The sequence below is a fragment of the Corynebacterium sp. ED61 genome (assembly GCF_015233855.1).
GTDB classification, from domain to species: Bacteria; Actinomycetota; Actinomycetes; order Mycobacteriales; family Mycobacteriaceae; genus Corynebacterium; species Corynebacterium dentalis.
In genome coordinates, this window is sequence record NZ_JADGIT010000005.1 from 36,911 (window position 1) to 57,861 (window position 20,951).

Consider the following 20,951-nt stretch of genomic DNA (forward strand, 5'->3'; position numbering starts at 1 on the left):
GCTACAGCGACGGTATGGCTGATCTCTTCGATTCCGCCGATAGCTCCACCGAGAGTACCAACAGCTCGGCGAAGGCAACGGAATACTTCCATCCAGGCACACACGCCCCACTGGCGGTGCGCATGCGTCCGCGGACTCTGGACGAGGTTGTGGGACAGCAGCACGTGCTGGGGCAGGGAAGCCCTTTGCGTCGGCTCATCGACGGCCGCGGCGACACCTCGGTGATCCTCTACGGCCCACCCGGCACCGGCAAAACCACCGTCGCCTCCTTGATTTCCACCACGTCTGGGCGGCACTTCGAGGCACTCAGCGCGCTGAGTTCCGGAGTCAAGGAAGTGCGCGAGGTCATCGAAAAGGCCCGCAAGCGGCTGGTCATCGGCGAAAACACTGTGCTGTTCATCGATGAGGTCCACCGATTCTCCAAGAATCAGCAGGACGCGCTGCTGGCCGCAGTGGAGAACCGAACCGTGCTGTTGGTGGCCGCCACCACGGAAAACCCGTCCTTCTCGGTGGTCTCGCCGTTGCTCTCGCGCTCCTTGTTGGTGCAGCTCAAGCCGTTGGCGGACAATGACATCGGTATGTTGTTGGACCGGGCCACGGGAGACGAGCGCGGTTTCGGCGGAGTATTCTCCCTTTCTTCCGACGCCCGCTCGCAGCTAATAGCACTGGCAGCCGGCGATGCACGCCGTGCCTTGACCTACTTTGAAGCCGCCGCTGAATCCCGAGACGATGAAGAGCATGTGACCCTAGAGGATGTCTCCCGCAGCATCGACAAAGCGGTGGTCCGATACGACCGCGACGGAGACCAGCACTATGACGTCACCAGCGCATTCATCAAGTCCATCCGTGGCTCGGATCCCGATGCCGCGATGCACTATTTGGCGCGAATGATGGTGGCGGGCGAGGACCCGCGATTCATTACTCGGCGCCTGGTGATCTTGGCCAGCGAGGACATCGGAATTGCAGATCCCACAGCCTTGCACACCGCAGTGGCAGCTCACCAGGCCGTGTCTTTCATCGGCATGCCGGAAGCTGAGCTGACCCTGGGACAAGCCGTCCTCCACCTGGCCACGGCTCCTAAGTCTAATGCTGTGACAACAGCGGTACGCAAGGCGGTTGCTGACGTCGAACAAGGAAAAGGAACCACGGTGCCAGCGCACTTGCGCGACGGCCACTACGCGGGAGCCAAACAACTCGGCAACGCGGTGGGGTACAAGTACCCACACGACGATTCCTACGGCGTGGTCACGCAACAGTACTTGCCCGATGACATCACGGACGCCGAGTACTACCAGCCGACAGACCACGGAAACGAGCGCGACATCGCTTCGCGCCTGTCCACGTTGCGGGCGATTGTCCGAGGACGTCGGCCACGCGGGTAGAATACCGATGTCTATTAAAGATTTGACCTTCAAGTTTTCAGCCAACACATATCCAGCGAGGTTCACCCACCGTGCAGACGCATGAGATCCGCCAGCGCTTCACCGAGCATTTCGTCAACCTGGGCCACTCAGAGGTACCCAGCGCGTCGCTGATCTTGAACGATCCCAACCTGCTGTTCGTCAATGCGGGCATGGTTCCCTTCAAGCCTTTCTTCCTGGGCCAGCAAACCCCGCCTTACGACAAGGCCACCTCCATCCAGAAGTGTGTGCGCACCTTGGATATCGAAGAAGTGGGCATCACCACCCGCCACAACACCTTCTTCCAGATGGCGGGCAACTTCTCCTTCGGCGATTACTTCAAGGAAAGTGCGATCAAGAACGCGTGGTCGCTGCTGACGAAGTCCGTAGAGGACGGCGGCTTTGGTTTCAATCCAGAGCTGCTGTGGGTCACGGTCTACCTCGACGATGACGAGGCTGCCGAGATCTGGGAAAAGCAGGTGGGTGTTCCCGCCGAGCGCATCCAGCGTCTGGGCATGGCCGATAACTACTGGTCCATGGGCGTTCCCGGACCATGTGGACCCTGCTCGGAGATCTACTACGACCGCGGACCGGAACATGGCAAGGACGGCGGTCCTATCGCCGACGACAACCGCTACATGGAGATCTGGAATCTCGTGTTCATGGGCTACGAGCGTGGCGAGGGCATCGGTAAGGACAATTTCGAGATCGTCGGCCAGCTGCCCAAGAAGAACATCGATACCGGCATGGGCATCGAGCGCGTCGCATGCCTGCTGCAGGGCGTGGACAACGTCTACGAAACGGACTTGCTGCGTCCCGTAATCGAGGCAGCGGAAAAGCTTACGGGCGCCACCTACGGTTCCACACAAACTAATGACGTGCGTTTCCGTGTCATCGCGGATCACTGCCGCACCGGCCTGATGCTGATTCTGGATGGCGTGACCCCAGGCAATGAGGGCCGCGGATACATCCTGCGTCGCCTGCTGCGCCGCATCATTCGCTCCGCCCGCCTCTTGGGCGCTGAGGGGGAGACCATGGAAGTACTCATGGACACCGTGCGCCAGACCATGACCCCCTCATACCCAGAAATCGCTGAGAACTGGGAGCGCATCCGCAGCGTGGCAGTGGGCGAGGAGAAGGCATTCCTCAAGACCCTGGAATCCGGATCTCACCTGTTCGAGTCCTACGCAGAGGAAGCTAAGGCTGCAGGATCCACCGAGGTTCCGGGCGACGTGGCATTCGCCCTGCACGATACCCACGGTTTCCCCATCGACCTGACCATGGAAATGGCCGCCGAGTCCGGCCTTTCTGTGGACAGCGAAGGCTTCCACTCCCTGATGGCCGAGCAGAAGGCCCGCGCGAAGGCTGATAACCAGGCCAAGAAGCTAGGTCACGCGGACGAGTCCATCTACCGCTCCTTCGTGGATAACCACCCCACGGTGTTCACCGGCTACGACCAGTTGGAGGACGAAGGCCTTATTCTGGCACTGGTTCAGGACGGTGCACTGGTGGAACGTGCCTCCGAGGGAAGCCGCGTCCAGGTAATTCTGGACCGAACCCCGTTTTACGCAGAAGCCGGCGGCCAGATGGCTGACCGCGGTGAGCTGCGCGGAGAGTCCTTCGCGGCGGACGTGGACGACGTGCAAAAGGTGGGCAAGAAGGTCTGGCTGCACAACGTGACCATCACCGGCGGCGAAATCGCAGCCGGGCAGAAGGTCACCGCCAAGGTATCCCGCGCATGGCGCCACCAGGCTCGCCAGGCTCACTCCGGCACGCACCTGATCCACGCCGCACTACGCCAGGTACTAGGCCCCACCGCAGTACAGGCTGGTTCCCTGAATAAGCCGGGCTACCTGCGCTTTGACTTTAACTACGGCGATCAGCTCACCGATACCCAACTGCGCGATATCGAGCAGATTGCCAACGGCGCCGTGGACACGGACTACGAGGTCATCACCATTGAAACCTCCCTAGACGAGGCCAAGAAGATGGGCGCGATGGCGCTGTTCGGCGAGAACTACGGATCTAAGGTCCGCGTGGTGGAAATCGGCGGACCGTTCTCCATGGAACTGTGTGGCGGCATCCACGTGGATCACTCCTCGCAGATCGGCCCCATCGCCATCCTCGGCGAATCCTCCGTAGGCTCCGGCACCCGACGCATCGAGGCATACACCGGCATGGATTCCATGGGCTACCTCTCCCGCGAGAAGAACCTGGTCTCCGGACTGGCGACCTCCCTGAAGGCGCCCAGCGAGGAAATCCCGGATCGCATCGAGGCTCTGACGGCCAAGCTCAAGGCCGCGGAGAAGCAGGTGCAGCAGCTGCGCAACCAACAGCTGCTTAGCCGGGTCGGCGAGCTGGTGGCCAACGCGACATCCGTCAATGGTGTGACAGTGGTTGCGCAGCAGCTGCCGGACGGCGTGGGCGCAGGAGATCTGCGGACCATCGCGATGGATGCCAAGGCACGCCTCGGCTCCGAGCCAGCTGTGGTGCTGTTTACCTCCCAGGATGGCGACAAGGTTCCTTTTGTCGCCGCGCTGACGGACGCGGCCGTGGATCGCGGACTCAAGGCTGGAGACATCGTCAAGGCCTTCGGTGAGAAGGTTGGCGGCCGCGGAGGCGGCAAGCCGCAGATGGCTCAGGGATCCGGTTCCGAAGCCGCGGGCATCTCCGCAGGACTTTCAGCAGTCAAACAGGTCATCGAGGGCGCATAAGCGCTTTTGACTGAGGCTTGGCGTCGGGAATAAAAAAGGAGAGACCTACGATGAGCGAGACGGAAAAGCCGAGCTCAGCTACTGATCCGGGAGCCGGGCGACGTTTAGGAATCGACGTGGGTTCCGTGCGCATTGGGGTGGCCATGAGCGATCCCGATTGCATCCTCGCCACACCAGTGGAAACAGTCCCCGCAGCGGTCGACGGCAGCGACGTGGCTCGCGTGGTGGAACTGGTGCAAGATAACTCTGTGGTTGAAGTTGTTGTTGGCCTGCCCGTGGCCTTGCGTGGCAACCACACCTCGAGCACCTACCTGGCGGAGGATTTCGCCCTCGATCTGCGTGAAGACCTCGGCGACATTCCCGTGCGTCTGGTAGATGAGAGAATGTCCACCATGGCTGCCACGCAAGCCTTCCAAGCATCTGGAGTGTCCGCGAAAAAGGGGCGCAAGAAGATCGATCAGGCTGCAGCAGTGCATATTTTGCAAGGGTGGTTGGACGCGCGCAGGCGCGTGCTTGCAAACATTTGATTACGACTGTGTAACAATAGGCCAGATATGTCATCAAGAGGAAGGGCCACGTCACGCATGGCCGCAACACGCAACATGCAACCGAAGTATCGTCGTCGCAGGCAATGGGCGGGAGCTTTGGCTATTGCCTTGGTCATTTTACTGGTCGGCGTGACCGGATTCGTGTGGTACCAACGCAACGTGGTTGCTGTGCGGGACTACGAAGGCGCGGGTAACGGAAACATCGTCATGGTGCGCGTGGACGCCGGCGATTCCGTATCCAGCCTGGCTCCCGAACTGGTGGACAAGGGCGTAGTTGGTTCGCGCCGTGCAATGATGTCTGCTGCGGAAAAGGAACAGCCAAGCTTGCAACAGGGCTACTACCCGATGCAGGAGAAGATGTCTGCAGACAACGCGCTGCAGGTGCTGACTGATGACGAGTCGCGCCGCGGCGTGGTGGATATCCCTAACGGTCTGACTCTGGATGACGTCACCGTGGTGGGTGGCGAGCCTCGCGACGGTATTTACTCTCTGATCTCCAAGCAGACCTGCCAGGACGAGCAGACGTGTGTCAAGCCTGATCAGCTCCGCGAAGCGGTGGCTCAAACCTCTCCGGAAGAGTTGGGCGTTCCGGAATGGGCGCGCGATGCAGTGAACGCACGTGGGGATGACCCACGCCGTATCGAAGGCCTGGTTGCCCCTGGCGTGCACCTGTTTGACCCCACCGCCGAGCCCTTGGCGATCATGCAGGACATCATCGGGGATTCCGTAGAGTCCTTTGAAGGCACTGGCCTGGTGGATTCCGCCAACAAGGTGGGCTTGAGCCCCTACGAACTGCTCACTGCCGCGTCCCTGGTGGAGCGCGAGGCTCCTGCAGGTGACTTTGACAAGGTGGCGCGAGTCATCCTGAATCGCCTGGAGATCAACCAAAAGCTCGAGTTCGATTCCACGGTCAACTACTCCATTTCTGAGCAGGAAGTGGCCACGACCAACGAGGATCGCGACCGGGAAACCCCGTGGAATACGTATGCCAAGGAAGGCTTGCCAGCCACGCCGATCGCGTCTCCAGGTTTGCAGGCAGTCCACGCCATGGAGAACCCCGCCGAAGGTGACTGGCTGTACTTCGTTACCGTGGATACTGATGGTCGCACCGTGTTCAACCGCGATTTCGACGCGCACGAACAAGCCATCGAAGAGTCCGCCAACAATGGCGTGCTGGATTCCAACCGTTAGGTCTGAAACATTTCGATGTCACAGGAGTACCCTGTAAATCCGGCCGGGTCTGAACCTCCGGCCGTGCAATTCCCCGCAGTATTTTCCGTGGAAGAGTTCTTCGATTCCACGGCACAGTGGCGCACGCTCGCTGCGCCTAATCTGTGCGCGGTTCTGGGGCGTCCCATCGCTCACTCTCTGTCCCCGCTGCTGCACAACTCCGCTTATTTGGACGATCAGCTGCCGTTTACCTATGTGCGCATTGATGCGGGCGAGGCGTGGGAGATCCGCACGTTGCTGGAGAATTCTGGTGCCGATGTGCGCGGTTTTTCCGTCACGATGCCTGGCAAGTCCGCTGCCTTGGAACTGGCGGACGCAGCCACCGAGCGGGCTACTGCGATTGGCACCGCCAACACCCTCGTTCCGCAGGGCGATGGCACGTGGCTAGCCGATAACACCGACGTGGACGGAGTGTCCGCGTGCCTTGAGGATCTGCACATTGAGCACGGGATCAACTTTGCAGGCACTCGCGGCATCGTGGTGGGCAATGGTGGCACGGCTCGTCCCGCAGTGGCTGCCTTGGCAGCTCAGGGTGTCACACACGTGACGGTGTTGGCTCGTTCCGAGCGGGCGTTGAATCTCCAGTCCCTCGTGGAGGCCTTTGGGATGGAGTTTTCCTGGGCTCGTTTCGACGAGTCCCAGGTGGACGAGCTGTGTGCTGATGCGTCCGTGGTGATCTCCACCATTCCTGCGGCGGGCGCGAAGCCTCTGGTTCCTTCGCTGTTGCGCGCGGAGTCCGTGGTGGACGTGATCTACGATCCTTATCCCACGCCGTTGCTCTCCGCCGCCGCTGAGGCCGCATTGCCGCACGCGGATGGCTTGCGCATGCTAGCGGGTCAGGCCGAGCGCCAGTACGAGTTGTTTACTGGTCAGGCTCCCCAACAGGGCCACATGTTGAACACGGTGATGTCGCACCGCGCCTAGCTACAGGCTTTCCACAGCCGCTTGAATTGGTGGCTTGCTCCGCCTCGCGCCGTGTTACTTTGTCCTCATGGGGTGGGGTACGTGGGGTTTCTTTATTGCGGCGTGTTGGGGCGGGCTCGTTATGTGGTTCGACGCCAACAAATCCCTCATCCCTAATATCCTCTCGCTGCCTGCTGTTGCCGTGACCTGGGGCTCGTGTGGGCTCATCGGGCTTGGGTTAGTAGACCACGTAGGCACCATTGACCATTCCGCACAAGTGCTTGGGGGCCTTGCGTGGTGGCTCATCGTTGTGGCTAGTGGGGGCATATTCCGTCGCCATGCCGCTGGCGCGGGGGATGCAAAGTTGGCGGGTTCTTTGGGGGTTCTCGCAGCATCCTGCGGTGGAGTCATGGCAGTGTTCTTCAGCGTCATGATGTCTGGATTGCTGGCCGCTTTGTACGCTGCCGCGGTGGGTCGGCGGCGGGATGTGCCGCAGGGTCCCGCGATGGTTATGGCCACCACACTGGTGACTATGTACTTGTTCGCTGAAAACAGCCTGTAAAGTGTTCCTCATGCTTCGATGGACTACCGCTGGTGAATCTCACGGCCAAGCTCTCATTTCCCTTGTGGAAAACCTGCCTGCAGGTCTTCACGTGACCCGCGATGATGTGGCTAGCCAGTTGGCTCGCCGTCGATTGGGCTATGGTCGCGGAGCTCGCATGAAGTTTGAGGCCGACGAGGTCACATTCCTGTCCGGTGTCCGCCACGGCCTGACCTTGGGTTCTCCCGTGAGCGTCATGATCGGCAACACCGAGTGGCCTAAGTGGACCACCATCATGTCTGCTGATCCTGTTGACCTGTCTGATGAGGAAGTAGCCAAGGAGATGAGCAGCGGGCGCGGTGCACAGCTGACCCGCCCGCGTCCTGGCCATGCAGACTTTTCCGGAATGCTGAAGTTCCAGCATGAGGAGGCCCGTCCGATCCTGGAGCGTGCATCGGCGCGTGAAACGGCAGCTCGTGTGGCCGCCGCGACCTTCGCCCGCGCCGTGCTGCGAGAGGTGTGCGGCGTAGAGGTGCTCAGCCACGTGATCTCCATCGGTGCTTCCGAGCCGTATACCGGTCCTACGCCAGACTTCTCCGATATTGATGCGATCGATGAGTCTCCCGTGCGTGCTTTCGACAAGGCGGCTGAAGATTCCATGATTGAATGCATCAAGTCTGCGAAGAAGTCCGGCGACACGCTGGGCGGCATCGTCGAGGTAGTAGTCAAGGGGCTGCCGATTGGGCTGGGCACGCACACCTCAGGCGAAGATCGACTCGATGCACAGCTGGCCAGCGCAGTGATGAGCATCCAGGCCATCAAGGGCGTGGAGATCGGTGACGGGTTTGAGGAAGCCCGCCGACCTGGCTCCCAGGCCCACGACGAAATGGTGCGCGCTGAGTCCGCGTCTGGCGTGGATCGCTTGAGCAATCGCGCTGGAGGCATTGAGGGCGGCATGAGCAACGGTGAGGATCTGATCGTCCGAGCAGCTATGAAGCCGATCAGCACGGTGCCACGCGCTCTGCAGACTGTGGATATGGCCACTGGCGAGGCAGCCACCGGCATCCACCAGCGCTCTGACGTAGTGGCCGTACCCGCAGCCGGTGTGGTGGCGGAAGCCATGGTGGCACTGGTTCTGGCACGTGCGATCCTGCGCAAGTTCGGCGGCGATTCGCTGGAAGAGACCAAGCGCAACTACGAGGCGTATCTCGAGCAGGTACGTCAGCGTTTGACCTGGGATAAATCATGAGCCCTCGCGTAGTTCTGGTGGGCTTGCCGGGCAGTGGCAAAACCACGGTGGGCAAGCGACTCGCTAACGCGCTGCATACCTCCGCGATTGACACGGACCTGATGATCGAGGAGAAGTACGGCTCAGCCTGTGGCGATGTCTTCAATCAGCTAGGTGAAGCTCAATTTCGTCAGGCAGAAGCAGAGGCAGTCGCGGAGGCCATGGAGACAGACGGCATCGTCTCTCTTGGCGGAGGAGCCGTTCTCACTGCTTCCAACCGTGCACTCCTCGCCGACCAGCGGGTCGTGTACCTCCACGTCACCGCCCAGGAGGGCGTGCGTCGAACCTCCGGAGATTCCTCTCGGCCGCTACTGAATGTCAGCGACCCTGCCGCTCGCTATGAGCAACTGTTGGAAGAACGTGCCCAGTTCTACGAGGAAGTTGCCAACCTTCTAGTGCACTCGGATGGGAAGAAGCCGCAACGAGTAGTCACAGATATCCTTCAGTACCTCGAAGAGGATCAGAACAACCCCACCGCGCGCTAGCCGTGCATCTACAACAGCCCATCACCGCAGTAGTCAGGAAGAAACTATGCCGACCATCACCGTGAACTCGCAGTCTCCCTATGACGTGACGATTGACAGGGGAGTGGCTGCCACGGTTTCCCATATCCTCCAGGCAACCACCGGTGTGCACAATGCACTGCTCATCCATCAGCCAGCGCTGGCCGAGCGAGCTGCACACATTAAGTCCGAGCTCAGCGCTCAGGGGATCACGGTCACGCTGCACGAGATTGCGGATGCGGAAAGTGGCAAAACTCTGCAGGCAGCAGGCGAATGCTGGGACATGTGTGCCCGTGCTGGTCTTACCCGCCACGATGTCATCATCGGCCTCGGTGGTGGTGCGGCCACCGATCTGGCTGGTTTTATCGCCGCGACATGGATGCGTGGAATCAAGGTCATTCAGTGCCCCACCACGTTGCTCGCCATGGTGGATGCCGCGGTGGGTGGAAAGACCGGCATCAACACCGAGGCCGGGAAAAACTTGGTGGGCTCCTTCCACGAGCCCACCCTTGTGGTGGTGGATCTGGATGTCCTGGACACTCTGCCAGAGTTGGAGCTCACCGCCGGTTCCGCGGAGATCATCAAGGCCGGCTTCATCGCAGACACGGAAATCCTGCGCATCTACGAGGAAGATCCAGCGGCTGCTCTCGATCCCCACGGCAGCCTGCCGGAGCTCATCGAGCGCGCAATCCAAGTCAAGGCCAACGTGGTGGCCCAAGATCTCAAAGAGTCTCACTTGCGGGAAATCCTCAACTACGGCCACACGTACGGACACGCTGTAGAGCACCACGAGAACTACCAGTGGCGTCACGGTCATGCAGTCGCCGTAGGAATGGTCTTCGAAGCTGAACTTGCTCTTGCTGCTGGACTCTTGGATCAGACCGTGGTGGATCGTCATCGCCAGATTCTTGCTGCCGTGGGGTTGCCGTCGTCGTACAACAACGCTGATCTGGAGACCTTGATCACCGCCATGACGCGCGATAAAAAGAACAAGGACGGCACCATTCGTTTCGTGGTGATCGAAGAGGCAGGCACGCCGACGCGCCTAGAGGGACCTTCCCGCGAACTGCTCGAGAAGGCCTACGCAGCTACTGCACACCCCGCTTAGATTCCCATCCCAATCGCTTGAGGAGACACCCATGGCTCGTCCAATCACGGTCATCAACGGCCCCAACCTCGACCGCCTCGGCAAGCGCCAGCCGGAGGTGTACGGATCCACGACGCTGCACGATCTCGAAAGCCAGATTCGGGAGGAAGCCGAGTCCCTATCTATCGAGGTCACCTTCGTGCAATCCAACCACGAAGGTGAACTCATCGATGCGGTGCACGCGGCCGCCGATGCTGGTCACGGAGTAATCATCAACCCGGGCGGATTCACCCACACCTCGGTGGCCCTGCGCGATGCACTGGCGGAAATCGCTGACGGCGAAGGCTTCGTGGAGGTACACATCTCCAACGTCCATGCACGGGAAGCTTTCCGGCACCACAGCTACCTGAGCCCCATCGCCAAGGGAGTAATCGCCGGGCTGGGCACCTTCGGATATCGCGCCGCACTGCGTTACTTCGCAGAGCATTAGGCTTGAACCCTTATCTCGTCTGACCTGAGGAGGAATCACAACATGGACCCCACCCGAGCACAACAGCTGCATGAACGTCGCAAGGCAGTCGCCAACACCATCGCAGAGGCCCATGCACACGCTTTGTTGATCACCGACCTGCGCAACGTGGAATACCTCACCGGTTTCCGTGGCTCTAATGGGGCATTTTTGCTGCGCGCTGACGGCACCGGCATTGTGGCCACGGATGGTCGCTACGCCACGCAAATCGCGCTGCAAACGGGTGAGCCGGACGACGTGGAGATCGTGGTGGAATCCAACATCGTTCGCGCGCTTAATGCCCGCTTCCAGGAGGAGACCGAGCAGACTCTCCGGGTGGAGCCCAGCATGTCGCTGGGGCAAGCCCGGGCCCTGGGTGATCCGGAGATTATCTCCAACGCAGTGGAGCAGGCTCGTCTGATTAAGGATGATGCCGAGATTCAAGCTCTTCGAGCCGCTGGTCAGCTGGCAGATTCCGTGTGGCAGCAGTTCATTGCTGAAGGAGGCATTCGCGAAGGAATGACGGAAATCGAGGCCGCTGCTGACCTAGAGAACCGTCTTCGCAAGGCAGGCGCAGATTCTTTGAGCTTCGATACGATCCTGGCTTCTGGAATCAACGGCTCCAAGCCTCATGCCGGGGTATCTAAGGACGTCATCGTGCCTGGGTTGGTGACCGTTGACTTTGGTGTGTACCTGAATGGATACGCTTCCGACCAGACGCGCACGGTGTGCGTAGGCGAACCCACAGACCGAGATTTCGAGCTCTATGACACGGTCTACCGCTCACAGAAAGCAGGCGAGTCGATCCTGCGCCCAGGCACTGGCCTGCGGGAAGTAGATTCTGCGTGCAGGCAAGTCATTGAATCGGCTGGGTACGGGGAGTACTTCGTGCATTCCACAGGTCACGGCGTGGGCTTGGACGTTCACGAGGCACCCCGCGCTGCCCAGACCGTGGATGAAGCAGACAAGCTGAAGGAAGGCATGACCCTGACCGTCGAGCCTGGCATCTACCTGCCCGGCGATACCGGATTGCGCATCGAAAACACCTACATCATCACGGCCGATGGCGCGGAAAGCCTCAACGTCTCGGCCACTGAGCTCATCGTTGTCTAGCTCGGTGCTAGACTGACTCACCGGTTGATTTACACATTGTTATCGTCGTTGCTGCGTACACCCCGCGCGATGATCACGCACAAGTCTTTAAAAGGAGAATGACCCGTGGCAAATACCTCGGATTTCAAGAACGGCCTGGTCCTCAAAATTGATGGCAAGCTCCAGCAGATCATCGAGTTCCAGCATGTGAAGCCAGGTAAGGGCCCAGCATTCGTCCGCACCAAGCTCAAGGATGTTGTCTCCGGCAAGACCGTAGACAAGACCTTCAACGCTGGTGTGAAGGTGGAGACCGCAACGGTCGACCGTCGCGACATGACCTACCTGTACCACGATGGTTCCAACTTCGTTCTCATGGACGATAAGACCTTCGACCAAATCGAACTGTCCGAAAACATGATGGGCGATGGCGCCAAGTTCCTGCTGGAAAACACCGTGGTTCAGGTCTCCTTCCACGAAGGCGAGCCACTGTTCGCCGAGCTTCCTGTGGCAGTGGAGCTGAAGGTGGAGCACACTGATCCAGGCCTGCAGGGCGATCGCTCTACCGGTGGCACCAAGCCAGCCACCTTGGAGACCGGCGCTGAGATCCAGGTCCCATTGTTCATCGAGACGGGCAACCTGCTCAAGGTTGACACCCGCACCGGTGAGTACCTCTCCCGCGTGAACAGCTAGTTTTTTCGACGCCAACCGTGAGCAAAGAAACTAATTTCAAGCGCCATGGGTCGCGCTACAAAGCGCGGCGCCGTGCAGTGGACATTCTGTTCGAGGCAGAATTCCGGGACATTGATCCGGTAGACATCGTCGACGAGCGAGTTTCGTTGAGCAAGGATGCAGAAAACCAGGTCAAGCCGGTTCCGGAGTACACCCGTCAAATCGTCGAAGGCGTGGCCGTGCACTTGGACGCCCTGGACGAGTCCATCGCCAGCCATTTGTCTTCCGAGTGGCGACTCGATCGCCTGCCCGCCGTGGACCGCGCTGTACTGCGCGTATCTGCGTGGGAGGTCATGTTCAACGATGATGTCCCCGGCAAGGTAGCGATGAAGGAAGGCGTGGAGCTAGCCAGCGAGTATTCGCACGATAAGGCTCCGGGCTACGTCAACGTGGTCCTGGACGGTGTTGGCCGCGATGCGGACATCCGCCTGGCAGACGCAGCAGCCGCACAACGCGAGAGTCAAGAAGCCGCTGGTTCGGGCGATCCGTCCGATGTTGAGCTGGAGAGCCTGATCGGCAACGTGGTCGGCGAAGAGTCCACTTCCGAATCCGCTGAGTCTTCACCAGAGCAGCCGGAGTCCGCTTCTGATCAGAATGACTCCACGCCGAACCAGCCCTCGTCCGGCGAACAGCAGTAATTCCAGATGGGCGCGGGTGATGTGGTGAGCCTTGCGTCGAATATTGAGACAGCTCACGCAGCAACAGTTCCGCTGCGTGAGCTGTCTTGCTACACTGTCTACCAGTCACTTATCCGACATCCTTTAACTGACCGCACAGAGAGGCGGGAAAGGAGGTCACGATGAACCCGACGGCCGCTACTGGTGAAACCCAGCTGCTCTCAGCAGATGACGTTTCCCGTACCGTCGCGCGCATCGCGCACCAGATCATTGAGAAAACGGCACTAGACGGGCCGGACAGCCCACGGGTTGTTCTACTAGGAATTCCGTCTGGGGGAGTGCCACTGGCAAAACGGTTGGCAGCGAAGATCACCGAGTTTTCCGGCGTGGACGTGTTCCACGGTTCTTTGGACATCACACTCTACCGCGACGATTTACGCCGCGGATCGAAGCATCGTGCGCTCAAGCCCACCACCGTTCCCAACGAGGGCATTGATGGCACCACGGTCATTTTGGTCGATGACGTGCTCTTCTCCGGACGGAGCGTCCGCGCCGCACTCGATGCTTTGCGCGATATCGGGCGTGCCCGCAACGTGCAGCTCGCCGTGTTGATTGACCGAGGCCACCGCGAATTGCCCATTCGCGCGGACTACGTGGGGAAGAACATTCCCACCGCCGCGAACGAAGACGTGGTGGTGGAGCTCGAAGAGCTCGATGGCACGGACCAGGTTGTACTCACCCGCGCTAACGTCGCCGGGACCAGCACTTCTGAACAGGAGAGTGTCTAGATCATGAAGCACCTTTTGAGCATCGGAGACCTCTCTGCTGCAGAAATCACAGAGCTCTTGGACGAGGCAGACCGCTTCGCAGAGACTCTGCGGGGCCGGGAGATGAAGAAGCTTCCTACTCTGCGTGGGCGCACCATCTTCACCCTGTTCTACGAGAACTCCACCCGCACCCGCAGCTCGTTTGAGACCGCGGGAAAGTGGATGAGCGCGGACGTCATCAACATTTCCGCTTCCAGCTCGAGCGTGAAGAAGGGCGAATCCCTCAAAGACACCGCACAGACGCTGAAGGCTGTGGGCGCGGACGCGATCATCATGCGCCACCCATCGTCCGGCGCGGCCCAGCAAGTGGCCCGCTGGGTGGACGATATCGCCGTGATCAACGCGGGTGACGGCTCACACCAGCACCCCACGCAGGCCCTCTTGGATGCCGTGACGATGCGCCAGAAGTTGGGGGATATCTCCGGTAAGCACGTGGCTATCGTCGGCGATATTCTGCACTCTCGAGTGGCTCGCTCCAACGCACAGCTGCTCACCACGCTGGGTGCCCACGTGACCTTCGTTGCCCCTCCGACGTTGCTGCCATTTGGCGTAGAGAGTTGGGGAGTGGAAGTCTCTCAAGACTTCGACTCAGTGATCAAGAGCGCCGACGCGGTGATGATGCTCCGCGTGCAGGCTGAGCGCATGCGTGGCGGGTTCTTCCCGAGCCACCGTGAGTATGCCACCCGTTATGGCCTGTCGCGTGCACGCCGGGAATCCATGCGCGACGATGCCATCGTGATGCACCCCGGCCCGATGCTGCGCGGCATGGAAATCAACGACGACGTTGCTGACGCACCGAACACCGTGGTGTTGCAGCAGGTCACCGCCGGAGTGCACGTGCGCATGGCCGTGTTGTTCTCACTGTTGGTGGGCACCGGCCAAGACTTGGAGGGCGCGAAGTAACTATGAGCAACAACGATTCTGTACAGCCGAAAGGACAGGCCGTGAACTCCCACATCATGGGTACCGCCGATGATTCCGCTTACCCAGCAACGGGCCGCCTGGCAGCACACCCTACGGGTGCTGACAACGAGGTGCTTCTGCAGGGCGTGAAGATCTATGGCGAAGGCGAGCCAACGGACGTCTTGATCCGCGACGGCAAGATCGCCGAGATCGGTAACGGGCTGAGCACTGACGGCGAAACTCTGGACCTCGACGGCCAAATTCTGCTGCCCGGACTAGTAGACATGCACGTGCACCTGCGTGAGCCCGGTCGCGAAGACACCGAGACCGTCGCCACCGGCTCCGCCGCCGCTGCCCAGGGCGGATTCACCGCCGTGTTCACCATGGCCAATACGGCCCCCGTGACAGACAACCCGAGCATCGCCGAAACCGTCTGGTACAAGGGACAAAACACCAACCTATGCGACGTGCACCCCGTGGGCTCCATCTCCAAGAACCTGGAAGGCAGCGAGCTCACCGAGTTCGGCATGATGGCCGAATCCGACGCCAAGGTGCGCATGTTTTCCGACGACGGCAAGTGCGTGGATGACCCCCGCTTGATGCGCAGAGCCATGGAGTATGCCAAGGGCATGGACGTTTTGCTGGCACAGCACGGCGAAGAGCCCCGCCTGACCGAAGGCGCGGTGGCGCACGAGGGTGAGCAGGCTGCCAAGTTGGGCCTGACCGGATGGCCCCGCGTGGCGGAGGAATCCATCGTGGCGCGCGATGCCATCATGGCCCGCGACTACGGTGGCCGCCTGCACATCTGCCACGCCTCCACCGAGGGAACCGTGGAACTGCTCAAGTGGGCCAAAGCTCAGAACATTCCGCTGTCCGCCGAGGTCACTCCGCATCACCTGCTGCTGACCGACGAGCGCCTAGAAACCTACGACGGCGTCAACCGCGTCAACCCTCCACTGCGTGAACAGCGCGACGTGGACGCACTGCGCCAGGCACTCATCGACGGCACCGTGGACTGCGTGGCCACCGACCACGCCCCGCACGGATCCGAAGAGAAGTGCTGCGAGTTCGATAAGGCCCGCCCCGGCATGCTGGGACTGGAAACCTCGTTGGCTCTCATCGCGCAGATCTTCGTGCTGGGCGGAGACCAAGACTGGCGCTTCATCGCGCGCGTCATGTCCGAGCGTCCCGCTCAGATCACCAAGCTGCCCGGACACGGACGTCCCATCGCCGTGGACGAACCAGCCAACCTCTGCGTGGTCGATACGCAGCGCAGCTGGGTCGCCACCGGTGAAGACATGGCATCGAAGTCCCGCAACACCCCGTACGAAGGCATGGATATGCCCGTTCGCATCAGCACCACGCTGCTCCGCGGAGCAGTGACCTGCCGAGACGGACAAGCAGTCACCGCCTAAACCCCCGAAAGATAGTCATGGGCGCCAGGCAAGAGACAGGCTTGGCGTCGGACACAAAGAAACAAAGAGAACAGGACACAACAATGACGAACACTGCAGCAGCCCTCGTACTAGCTGACGGTCGTATCTTCCGGGGACGGGCCTTCGGCGCGGAGGGATCCACGCTGGGAGAGGCCGTGTTCACCACCGCCATGACCGGCTACCAAGAGACCATGACGGACCCTAGCTACCACCAGCAGATCGTGGTGGCGACCGCCCCACAGATCGGCAACACGGGATGGAACGACGAAGATTCCGAGTCCCGCGGTGACAAGATCTGGATCGCCGGCCTGGTAGTGCGAGACCTGTCCCGTCGCGTGTCTAACTGGCGCGCAGACCGTTCCCTCGAAGAAGAGATGAAGGAACAGGGCATCATCGGCATCCAGGGCGTGGACACCCGCGCTGTGGTGCGCCACCTCCGCGACCAAGGCTCCGTGGCCGCCGGACTGTTCTCCGGCGAGGCCGTGACCACCGACGAGGACATGCTCTCCCAGGTCAAGGCCCAACCGACCATGGTGGGTGCAGACCTGGCAGCCGATGTGTCCACCGACGATGTGTATGTGATCGACGCCGAGGGCGCGCACAAGCACACGGTGATCGCCTACGACATGGGAATCAAAACCAACACGCCACGCGAATTCTCCCGCCGCGGCGTGCGCACCGTGGTGGTGCCATCGGATACCACCTTCGAGCGGGTGCAGGAACTAATGAAGGAATACTCGGTGACCGGCGTGTTCGTGTCCAACGGTCCCGGCGACCCGGCTACCGCTGACGTAACCATCGAACAAGTCAAGAAGGTCCTCGAGGCCAAGATTCCATTCTTCGGCATCTGCTTCGGCAACCAGATCCTGGGCCGCGCCCTGGGTATGGAGACCTACAAGCTCAAGTTCGGGCACCGCGGCGTCAACGTGCCCGTGATCGACCACCGCACCGGTCGCATCGATATCACCGCCCAGAACCACGGCTTCGCGCTCAAGGGCACGGCGGGCGAGGAGTTCGAGACCCCATTCGGACCCGCTGAGGTCACGCACACCTGCCTTAATGACGACGTGGTGGAGGGCGTGGCCCTCAAGGATGGATCTGCCTTCTCCGTGCAGTACCACCCAGAATCCGCCGCCGGCCCGCACGATTCCAACTCTCTGTTCGACCAGTTCGTAGAGCGCCTAGACCAAGAACAGTCCGCGTCTTAACTCGACGAGTACCTCACTCACTTAAGTCATCACCTCAATCAATAACTAGGAGATTCATTCCATGCCACGTCGGGAAGACATCAAGCACGTACTCGTCATCGGTTCCGGCCCCATCGTGATCGGTCAGGCCTGTGAGTTTGACTACTCGGGCACCCAGGCCTGCCGCGTCCTCAAGGAAGAGGGCCTACGAGTTACCCTGATCAACTCCAACCCCGCCACGATCATGACGGACCCGGAGTTCGCGGATCACACCTACATCGAGCCCATCCAGCCGGGCTACATCGAAAAGATCTTCGCCGCAGAGCAGGCCGCTGGCCACAAGGTCGACGCCGTACTGGCCACCTTGGGTGGACAGACCGCATTGAATGCTGCGATCCAGCTGGATCGCCTGGGCATCCTGGACAAATACGGCGTGGAGCTCATCGGTGCGGACATCGATGCCATCGAGCGCGGCGAGGACCGCCAGAAGTTCAAGGACATCGTGGCCAAGATCGGCGGCGATTCCGCTCGTTCCGCCGTGTGCCACAACATGGACGAAGTGCATGCAGCCGTGGCTGAGCTGGGACTTCCCGTGGTGGTTCGCCCGTCCTTCACCATGGGTGGCCTGGGCTCCGGCTTGGCTTATAACAACGAAGACCTCAACCGCATCGCCGGCGGCGGCCTGGCCGCTTCTCCGGAAGCTAACGTGCTGATCGAAGAGTCCATCCTGGGATGGAAGGAATTCGAGCTGGAGCTGATGCGTGATGGCAAGGACAACGTGGTGGTTGTCTGTTCCATTGAGAACGTGGACGCTCTGGGCGTGCACACCGGTGATTCCGTGACCGTGGCTCCGTCCATGACGCTGACCGACCGCGAGTTTCAGACCATGCGTGACCAGGGCCTAGCCATCTTGCGCGAGGTGGGCGTGGACACCGGCGGATGTAACATCCAGTTCGCTATCAACCCAGATGACGGTCGCATCATCACCATCGAGATGAACCCACGTGTGTCCCGTTCCTCTGCGCTGGCTTCCAAGGCCACGGGCTTCCCAATCGCCAAGCTGGCTGCAAAGTTGGCCATCGGTTACACCTTGGATGAAGTGCGTAATGACATCACCGAGGTCACCCCAGCTGCTTTCGAGCCGACGCTGGACTATGTGATCGTCAAGGCTCCTCGCTTCGCATTCGAGAAGTTCCCCGGTGCTGATGACACGCTGACCACCACGATGAAGTCCGTGGGTGAGGCCATGGCCATCGGCCGGAACTACATCACCGGCTTGAATAAGGTCATGCGGTCCCTGGAGACCAAGCAGACCGGCTTCTGGACCACCGCTGACGAGTACTTCGCTGGCGAGCGCGCCACCGACAAGGACGCGGTGCTGGAAGATCTAACCCGCCCGACCGAGGGTCGCATGTACGACGTTGAGCTGGCCCTGCGCCTGGGTGCCACCATCGACGAGGTCTACGAGGCGTCCAAAATCGACCCATGGTTCTTGGAGGAAGTCCAGGCTCTGGTTGATTTCCGCAACCAGCTAGAAAATGCGCCGGTACTGGACGAACAGCTGCTGCGCGAAGCCAAGTACCTGGGCCTGTCTGACCGGCAGATCGCCGCGCTGCGGCCAGAATTGGCAGGGGAGGACGGCGTGCGTTCGCTGCGCTGGTCCCTGGGAGTGCGTCCAGTCTTCAAGACCGTGGACACCTGCGCCGCTGAGTTCGAGGCCAAGACCCCATACCACTACTCTTCCTACGAGTTGGATCCCGCAGCCGAGACTGAGGTGACCCCGCAGACGGAAAAGAAGAAGGTTCTGATCCTGGGCTCCGGCCCGAACCGCATCGGCCAGGGCATTGAGTTCGACTACTCCTGTGTCCATGCTGCGCTCGAGCTGTCCCGTGTGGGCTACGAGACCGTCATGATCAACTGCAACCCGGAGACCGTATCCACGGACTACGACACTGCAGATCGTCTGTACTTTGAGCCGCTGACCTTCGAAGACGTCATGGAGGTCTACAACGCGGAAGCCGAGTCCGGCGAGATCGCCGGAGTCATCGTGCAGCTGGGCGGCCAGACCCCACTGGGCTTGGCACAGCGACTGGCAGATGCCGGTGTGCCTGTCGTCGGAACGTCGCCGGAGGCCATCAACCTGGCTGAGGACCGCGGCGAATTCGGCAAGGTTCTGGAGAAGGCCGAACTGCCTGCTCCTGCATACGGCACCGCTACCTCCTTCGAAGAAGCTCGGGACGTCGCATCCCGCATCGGTTACCCCGTGCTGGTGCGTCCGTCCTACGTGCTGGGCGGCCGCGGCATGGAAATCGTCTACGACGAGTCATCCCTCGAGGACTACATCTCTCGCGCCACCGAAATCACCGATGACCACCCAGTGCTCGTGGATCGCTTCTTGGACTCCGCCATCGAAATCGACGTGGACGCGCTGTGCGATGGGGAAGAGGTCTTCCTCGCAGGCGTGATGGAGCACATCGAGGAAGCCGGCATTCACTCCGGTGACTCCGCATGTGCCCTGCCTCCAATGACGCTGGGACCTGAGGACATCGAGAATGTGCGCCGCTCCACCCAGGCGCTGGCTCACGGCATTGGTGTCAAGGGCCTGATGAACGTTCAGTTCGCGCTGAAGGACGACATCCTCTACGTTATCGAGGCCAACCCTCGCGCATCCCGCACTGTGCCATTCGTATCCAAGGCCACCGGTACGCCACTGGCCAAGGCTGCCGCGCGCATCATGCTGGGAAGCACCCTGCAGGAGCTGCAGTCCGAGGGAATGATCCCGACCGATCGCGACGGTGGATCGCTGCCACTGGGGCATGCCATTGCGGTGAAGGAAGCGGTCATGCCGTTCAACCGTTTCCGCAGCCCAGACGGCAAGGTGTTGGATTCCCTGCTGAGTCCCGAGATGAAGTCCACCGGTGAGGTCATGGGTCTTGATTCTGACTTCGGCACAGCTTTCGCGAAGTCTCAGGAGGGCGCATTTGGTTCCCTGCCCACCTCCGGCACGGTGTTCGTGTCCGTGGCTAACCGCGACAAGCGCACCTTGATGCTTCCGATCATGCGCTTGGCCGACCTAGGCTTCGAGATTCTCGCCACCGAGGGCACCGCCCAGATGCTCAAGCGCAACGGCGTGCCGTGTGAGGTTGTCGCCAAGCTGTCCAGCATCAACGAAGAGTCCGAGGATCGAGCACGCTCTGTGGTGGACTACATCAACGAGGGCAAGGTGGACCTCATCCTTAACACTCCGGCAGGTTCTGCTGGTGCACGTCACGATGGCTACGACATCCGCGCTGCCGCAGTGAACATGGGTGTCGCCGCGATCACCACTGTTCAGGGCTGTGTGGCCGCTGTTCAGGGCATCGCGGCACTCCAGGGCGCTGACACCGAGGTGCGAGCAATCCAGGATTTGCAGCATTAATTGATCGATCTGCACGGCTC

18 protein-coding genes are annotated in these 20,951 nt (G+C 60.8%); all 18 read left to right on the forward strand.

All coding sequences use genetic code 11. The features are described from left to right. Positions 1-14: 14 nt before the first annotated feature. Positions 15-1,382 (forward strand): replication-associated recombination protein A, encoded by a 1,368-nt coding sequence (locus IM764_RS06915; protein WP_194187389.1) that lies wholly within the window; start codon positions 15-17, stop codon positions 1,380-1,382. A 71-nt stretch (positions 1,383-1,453) separates the two neighbouring features. Then, on the forward strand, positions 1,454-4,114 hold the full coding sequence (alaS, locus tag IM764_RS06920) for an alanine--tRNA ligase (RefSeq protein WP_194187390.1): 2,661 nt from the start codon (positions 1,454-1,456) through the stop codon (positions 4,112-4,114). Between the two features lie 50 nt (positions 4,115-4,164). Then, positions 4,165-4,641 (forward strand): Holliday junction resolvase RuvX, encoded by a 477-nt coding sequence (gene ruvX, locus IM764_RS06925; protein ID WP_194187391.1) that lies wholly within the window; start codon positions 4,165-4,167, stop codon positions 4,639-4,641. 57 nt (positions 4,642-4,698) lie between these two features. Continuing rightward, positions 4,699-5,853, forward strand: a complete 1,155-nt coding sequence (mltG, locus tag IM764_RS06930; protein ID WP_194187392.1) for an endolytic transglycosylase MltG — start codon at positions 4,699-4,701, stop codon at positions 5,851-5,853. Positions 5,854-5,868: 15 nt separating this feature from the next. Beyond that, the gene (locus tag IM764_RS06935; protein ID WP_194187393.1) at positions 5,869-6,816 is read left to right on the forward strand and encodes a shikimate dehydrogenase; all 948 of its coding nucleotides are present in this window, start codon (positions 5,869-5,871) and stop codon (positions 6,814-6,816) included. A gap of 67 nt (positions 6,817-6,883) precedes the next feature. Then, positions 6,884-7,357 (forward strand): hypothetical protein, encoded by a 474-nt coding sequence (locus IM764_RS06940; RefSeq protein WP_143341764.1) that lies wholly within the window; start codon positions 6,884-6,886, stop codon positions 7,355-7,357. Between the two features lie 10 nt (positions 7,358-7,367). Beyond that, positions 7,368-8,585 (forward strand): chorismate synthase, encoded by a 1,218-nt coding sequence (aroC, locus tag IM764_RS06945; RefSeq protein WP_099298835.1) that lies wholly within the window; start codon positions 7,368-7,370, stop codon positions 8,583-8,585. Continuing rightward, positions 8,582-9,109 carry a shikimate kinase gene (locus IM764_RS06950; protein ID WP_099298689.1) on the forward strand — a complete coding sequence of 176 codons (528 nt, stop codon included), beginning with the start codon at positions 8,582-8,584 and terminating at the stop codon, positions 9,107-9,109. Before aroC ends, IM764_RS06950 begins: the two co-directional genes overlap by 4 nt. Before the next feature lie 46 nt (positions 9,110-9,155). Continuing rightward, positions 9,156-10,235 (forward strand): 3-dehydroquinate synthase, encoded by a 1,080-nt coding sequence (gene aroB / locus IM764_RS06955; protein ID WP_099298690.1) that lies wholly within the window; start codon positions 9,156-9,158, stop codon positions 10,233-10,235. A gap of 31 nt (positions 10,236-10,266) precedes the next feature. Then, positions 10,267-10,704 carry a type II 3-dehydroquinate dehydratase gene (gene aroQ / locus IM764_RS06960; protein ID WP_099298691.1) on the forward strand — a complete coding sequence of 146 codons (438 nt, stop codon included), beginning with the start codon at positions 10,267-10,269 and terminating at the stop codon, positions 10,702-10,704. A 42-nt stretch (positions 10,705-10,746) separates the two neighbouring features. Further along, positions 10,747-11,835, forward strand: coding sequence for a Xaa-Pro peptidase family protein (locus IM764_RS06965; protein ID WP_099298692.1), 1,089 nt, complete (start codon positions 10,747-10,749; stop codon positions 11,833-11,835). A 105-nt stretch (positions 11,836-11,940) separates the two neighbouring features. Next, a complete protein-coding gene (efp, locus tag IM764_RS06970; protein ID WP_099298693.1) occupies positions 11,941-12,504 on the forward strand; it encodes an elongation factor P in 564 nt (187 codons plus the stop codon). A 17-nt stretch (positions 12,505-12,521) separates the two neighbouring features. Next, positions 12,522-13,181 carry a transcription antitermination factor NusB gene (gene nusB / locus IM764_RS06975; protein ID WP_099298694.1) on the forward strand — a complete coding sequence of 220 codons (660 nt, stop codon included), beginning with the start codon at positions 12,522-12,524 and terminating at the stop codon, positions 13,179-13,181. Positions 13,182-13,342: 161 nt separating this feature from the next. Beyond that, positions 13,343-13,948, forward strand: a complete 606-nt coding sequence (gene pyrR, locus IM764_RS06980) for a bifunctional pyr operon transcriptional regulator/uracil phosphoribosyltransferase PyrR (RefSeq protein ID WP_099298695.1) — start codon at positions 13,343-13,345, stop codon at positions 13,946-13,948. A gap of 3 nt (positions 13,949-13,951) precedes the next feature. Further along, entirely contained in the window at positions 13,952-14,890 is a 939-nt protein-coding gene (locus IM764_RS06985) for an aspartate carbamoyltransferase catalytic subunit (RefSeq protein ID WP_194187394.1), read from the forward strand. A 56-nt stretch (positions 14,891-14,946) separates the two neighbouring features. Beyond that, entirely contained in the window at positions 14,947-16,305 is a 1,359-nt protein-coding gene (locus IM764_RS06990) for a dihydroorotase (RefSeq protein ID WP_099298836.1), read from the forward strand. Between the two features lie 83 nt (positions 16,306-16,388). After that, complete coding sequence (carA, locus tag IM764_RS06995; protein ID WP_099298697.1) at positions 16,389-17,534, forward strand: glutamine-hydrolyzing carbamoyl-phosphate synthase small subunit; 1,146 nt, start codon at positions 16,389-16,391, stop codon at positions 17,532-17,534. A 61-nt stretch (positions 17,535-17,595) separates the two neighbouring features. Then, a complete protein-coding gene (gene carB / locus IM764_RS07000; protein WP_194187395.1) occupies positions 17,596-20,931 on the forward strand; it encodes a carbamoyl-phosphate synthase large subunit in 3,336 nt (1,111 codons plus the stop codon). The last annotated feature ends 20 nt before the right edge of the window (positions 20,932-20,951 follow it).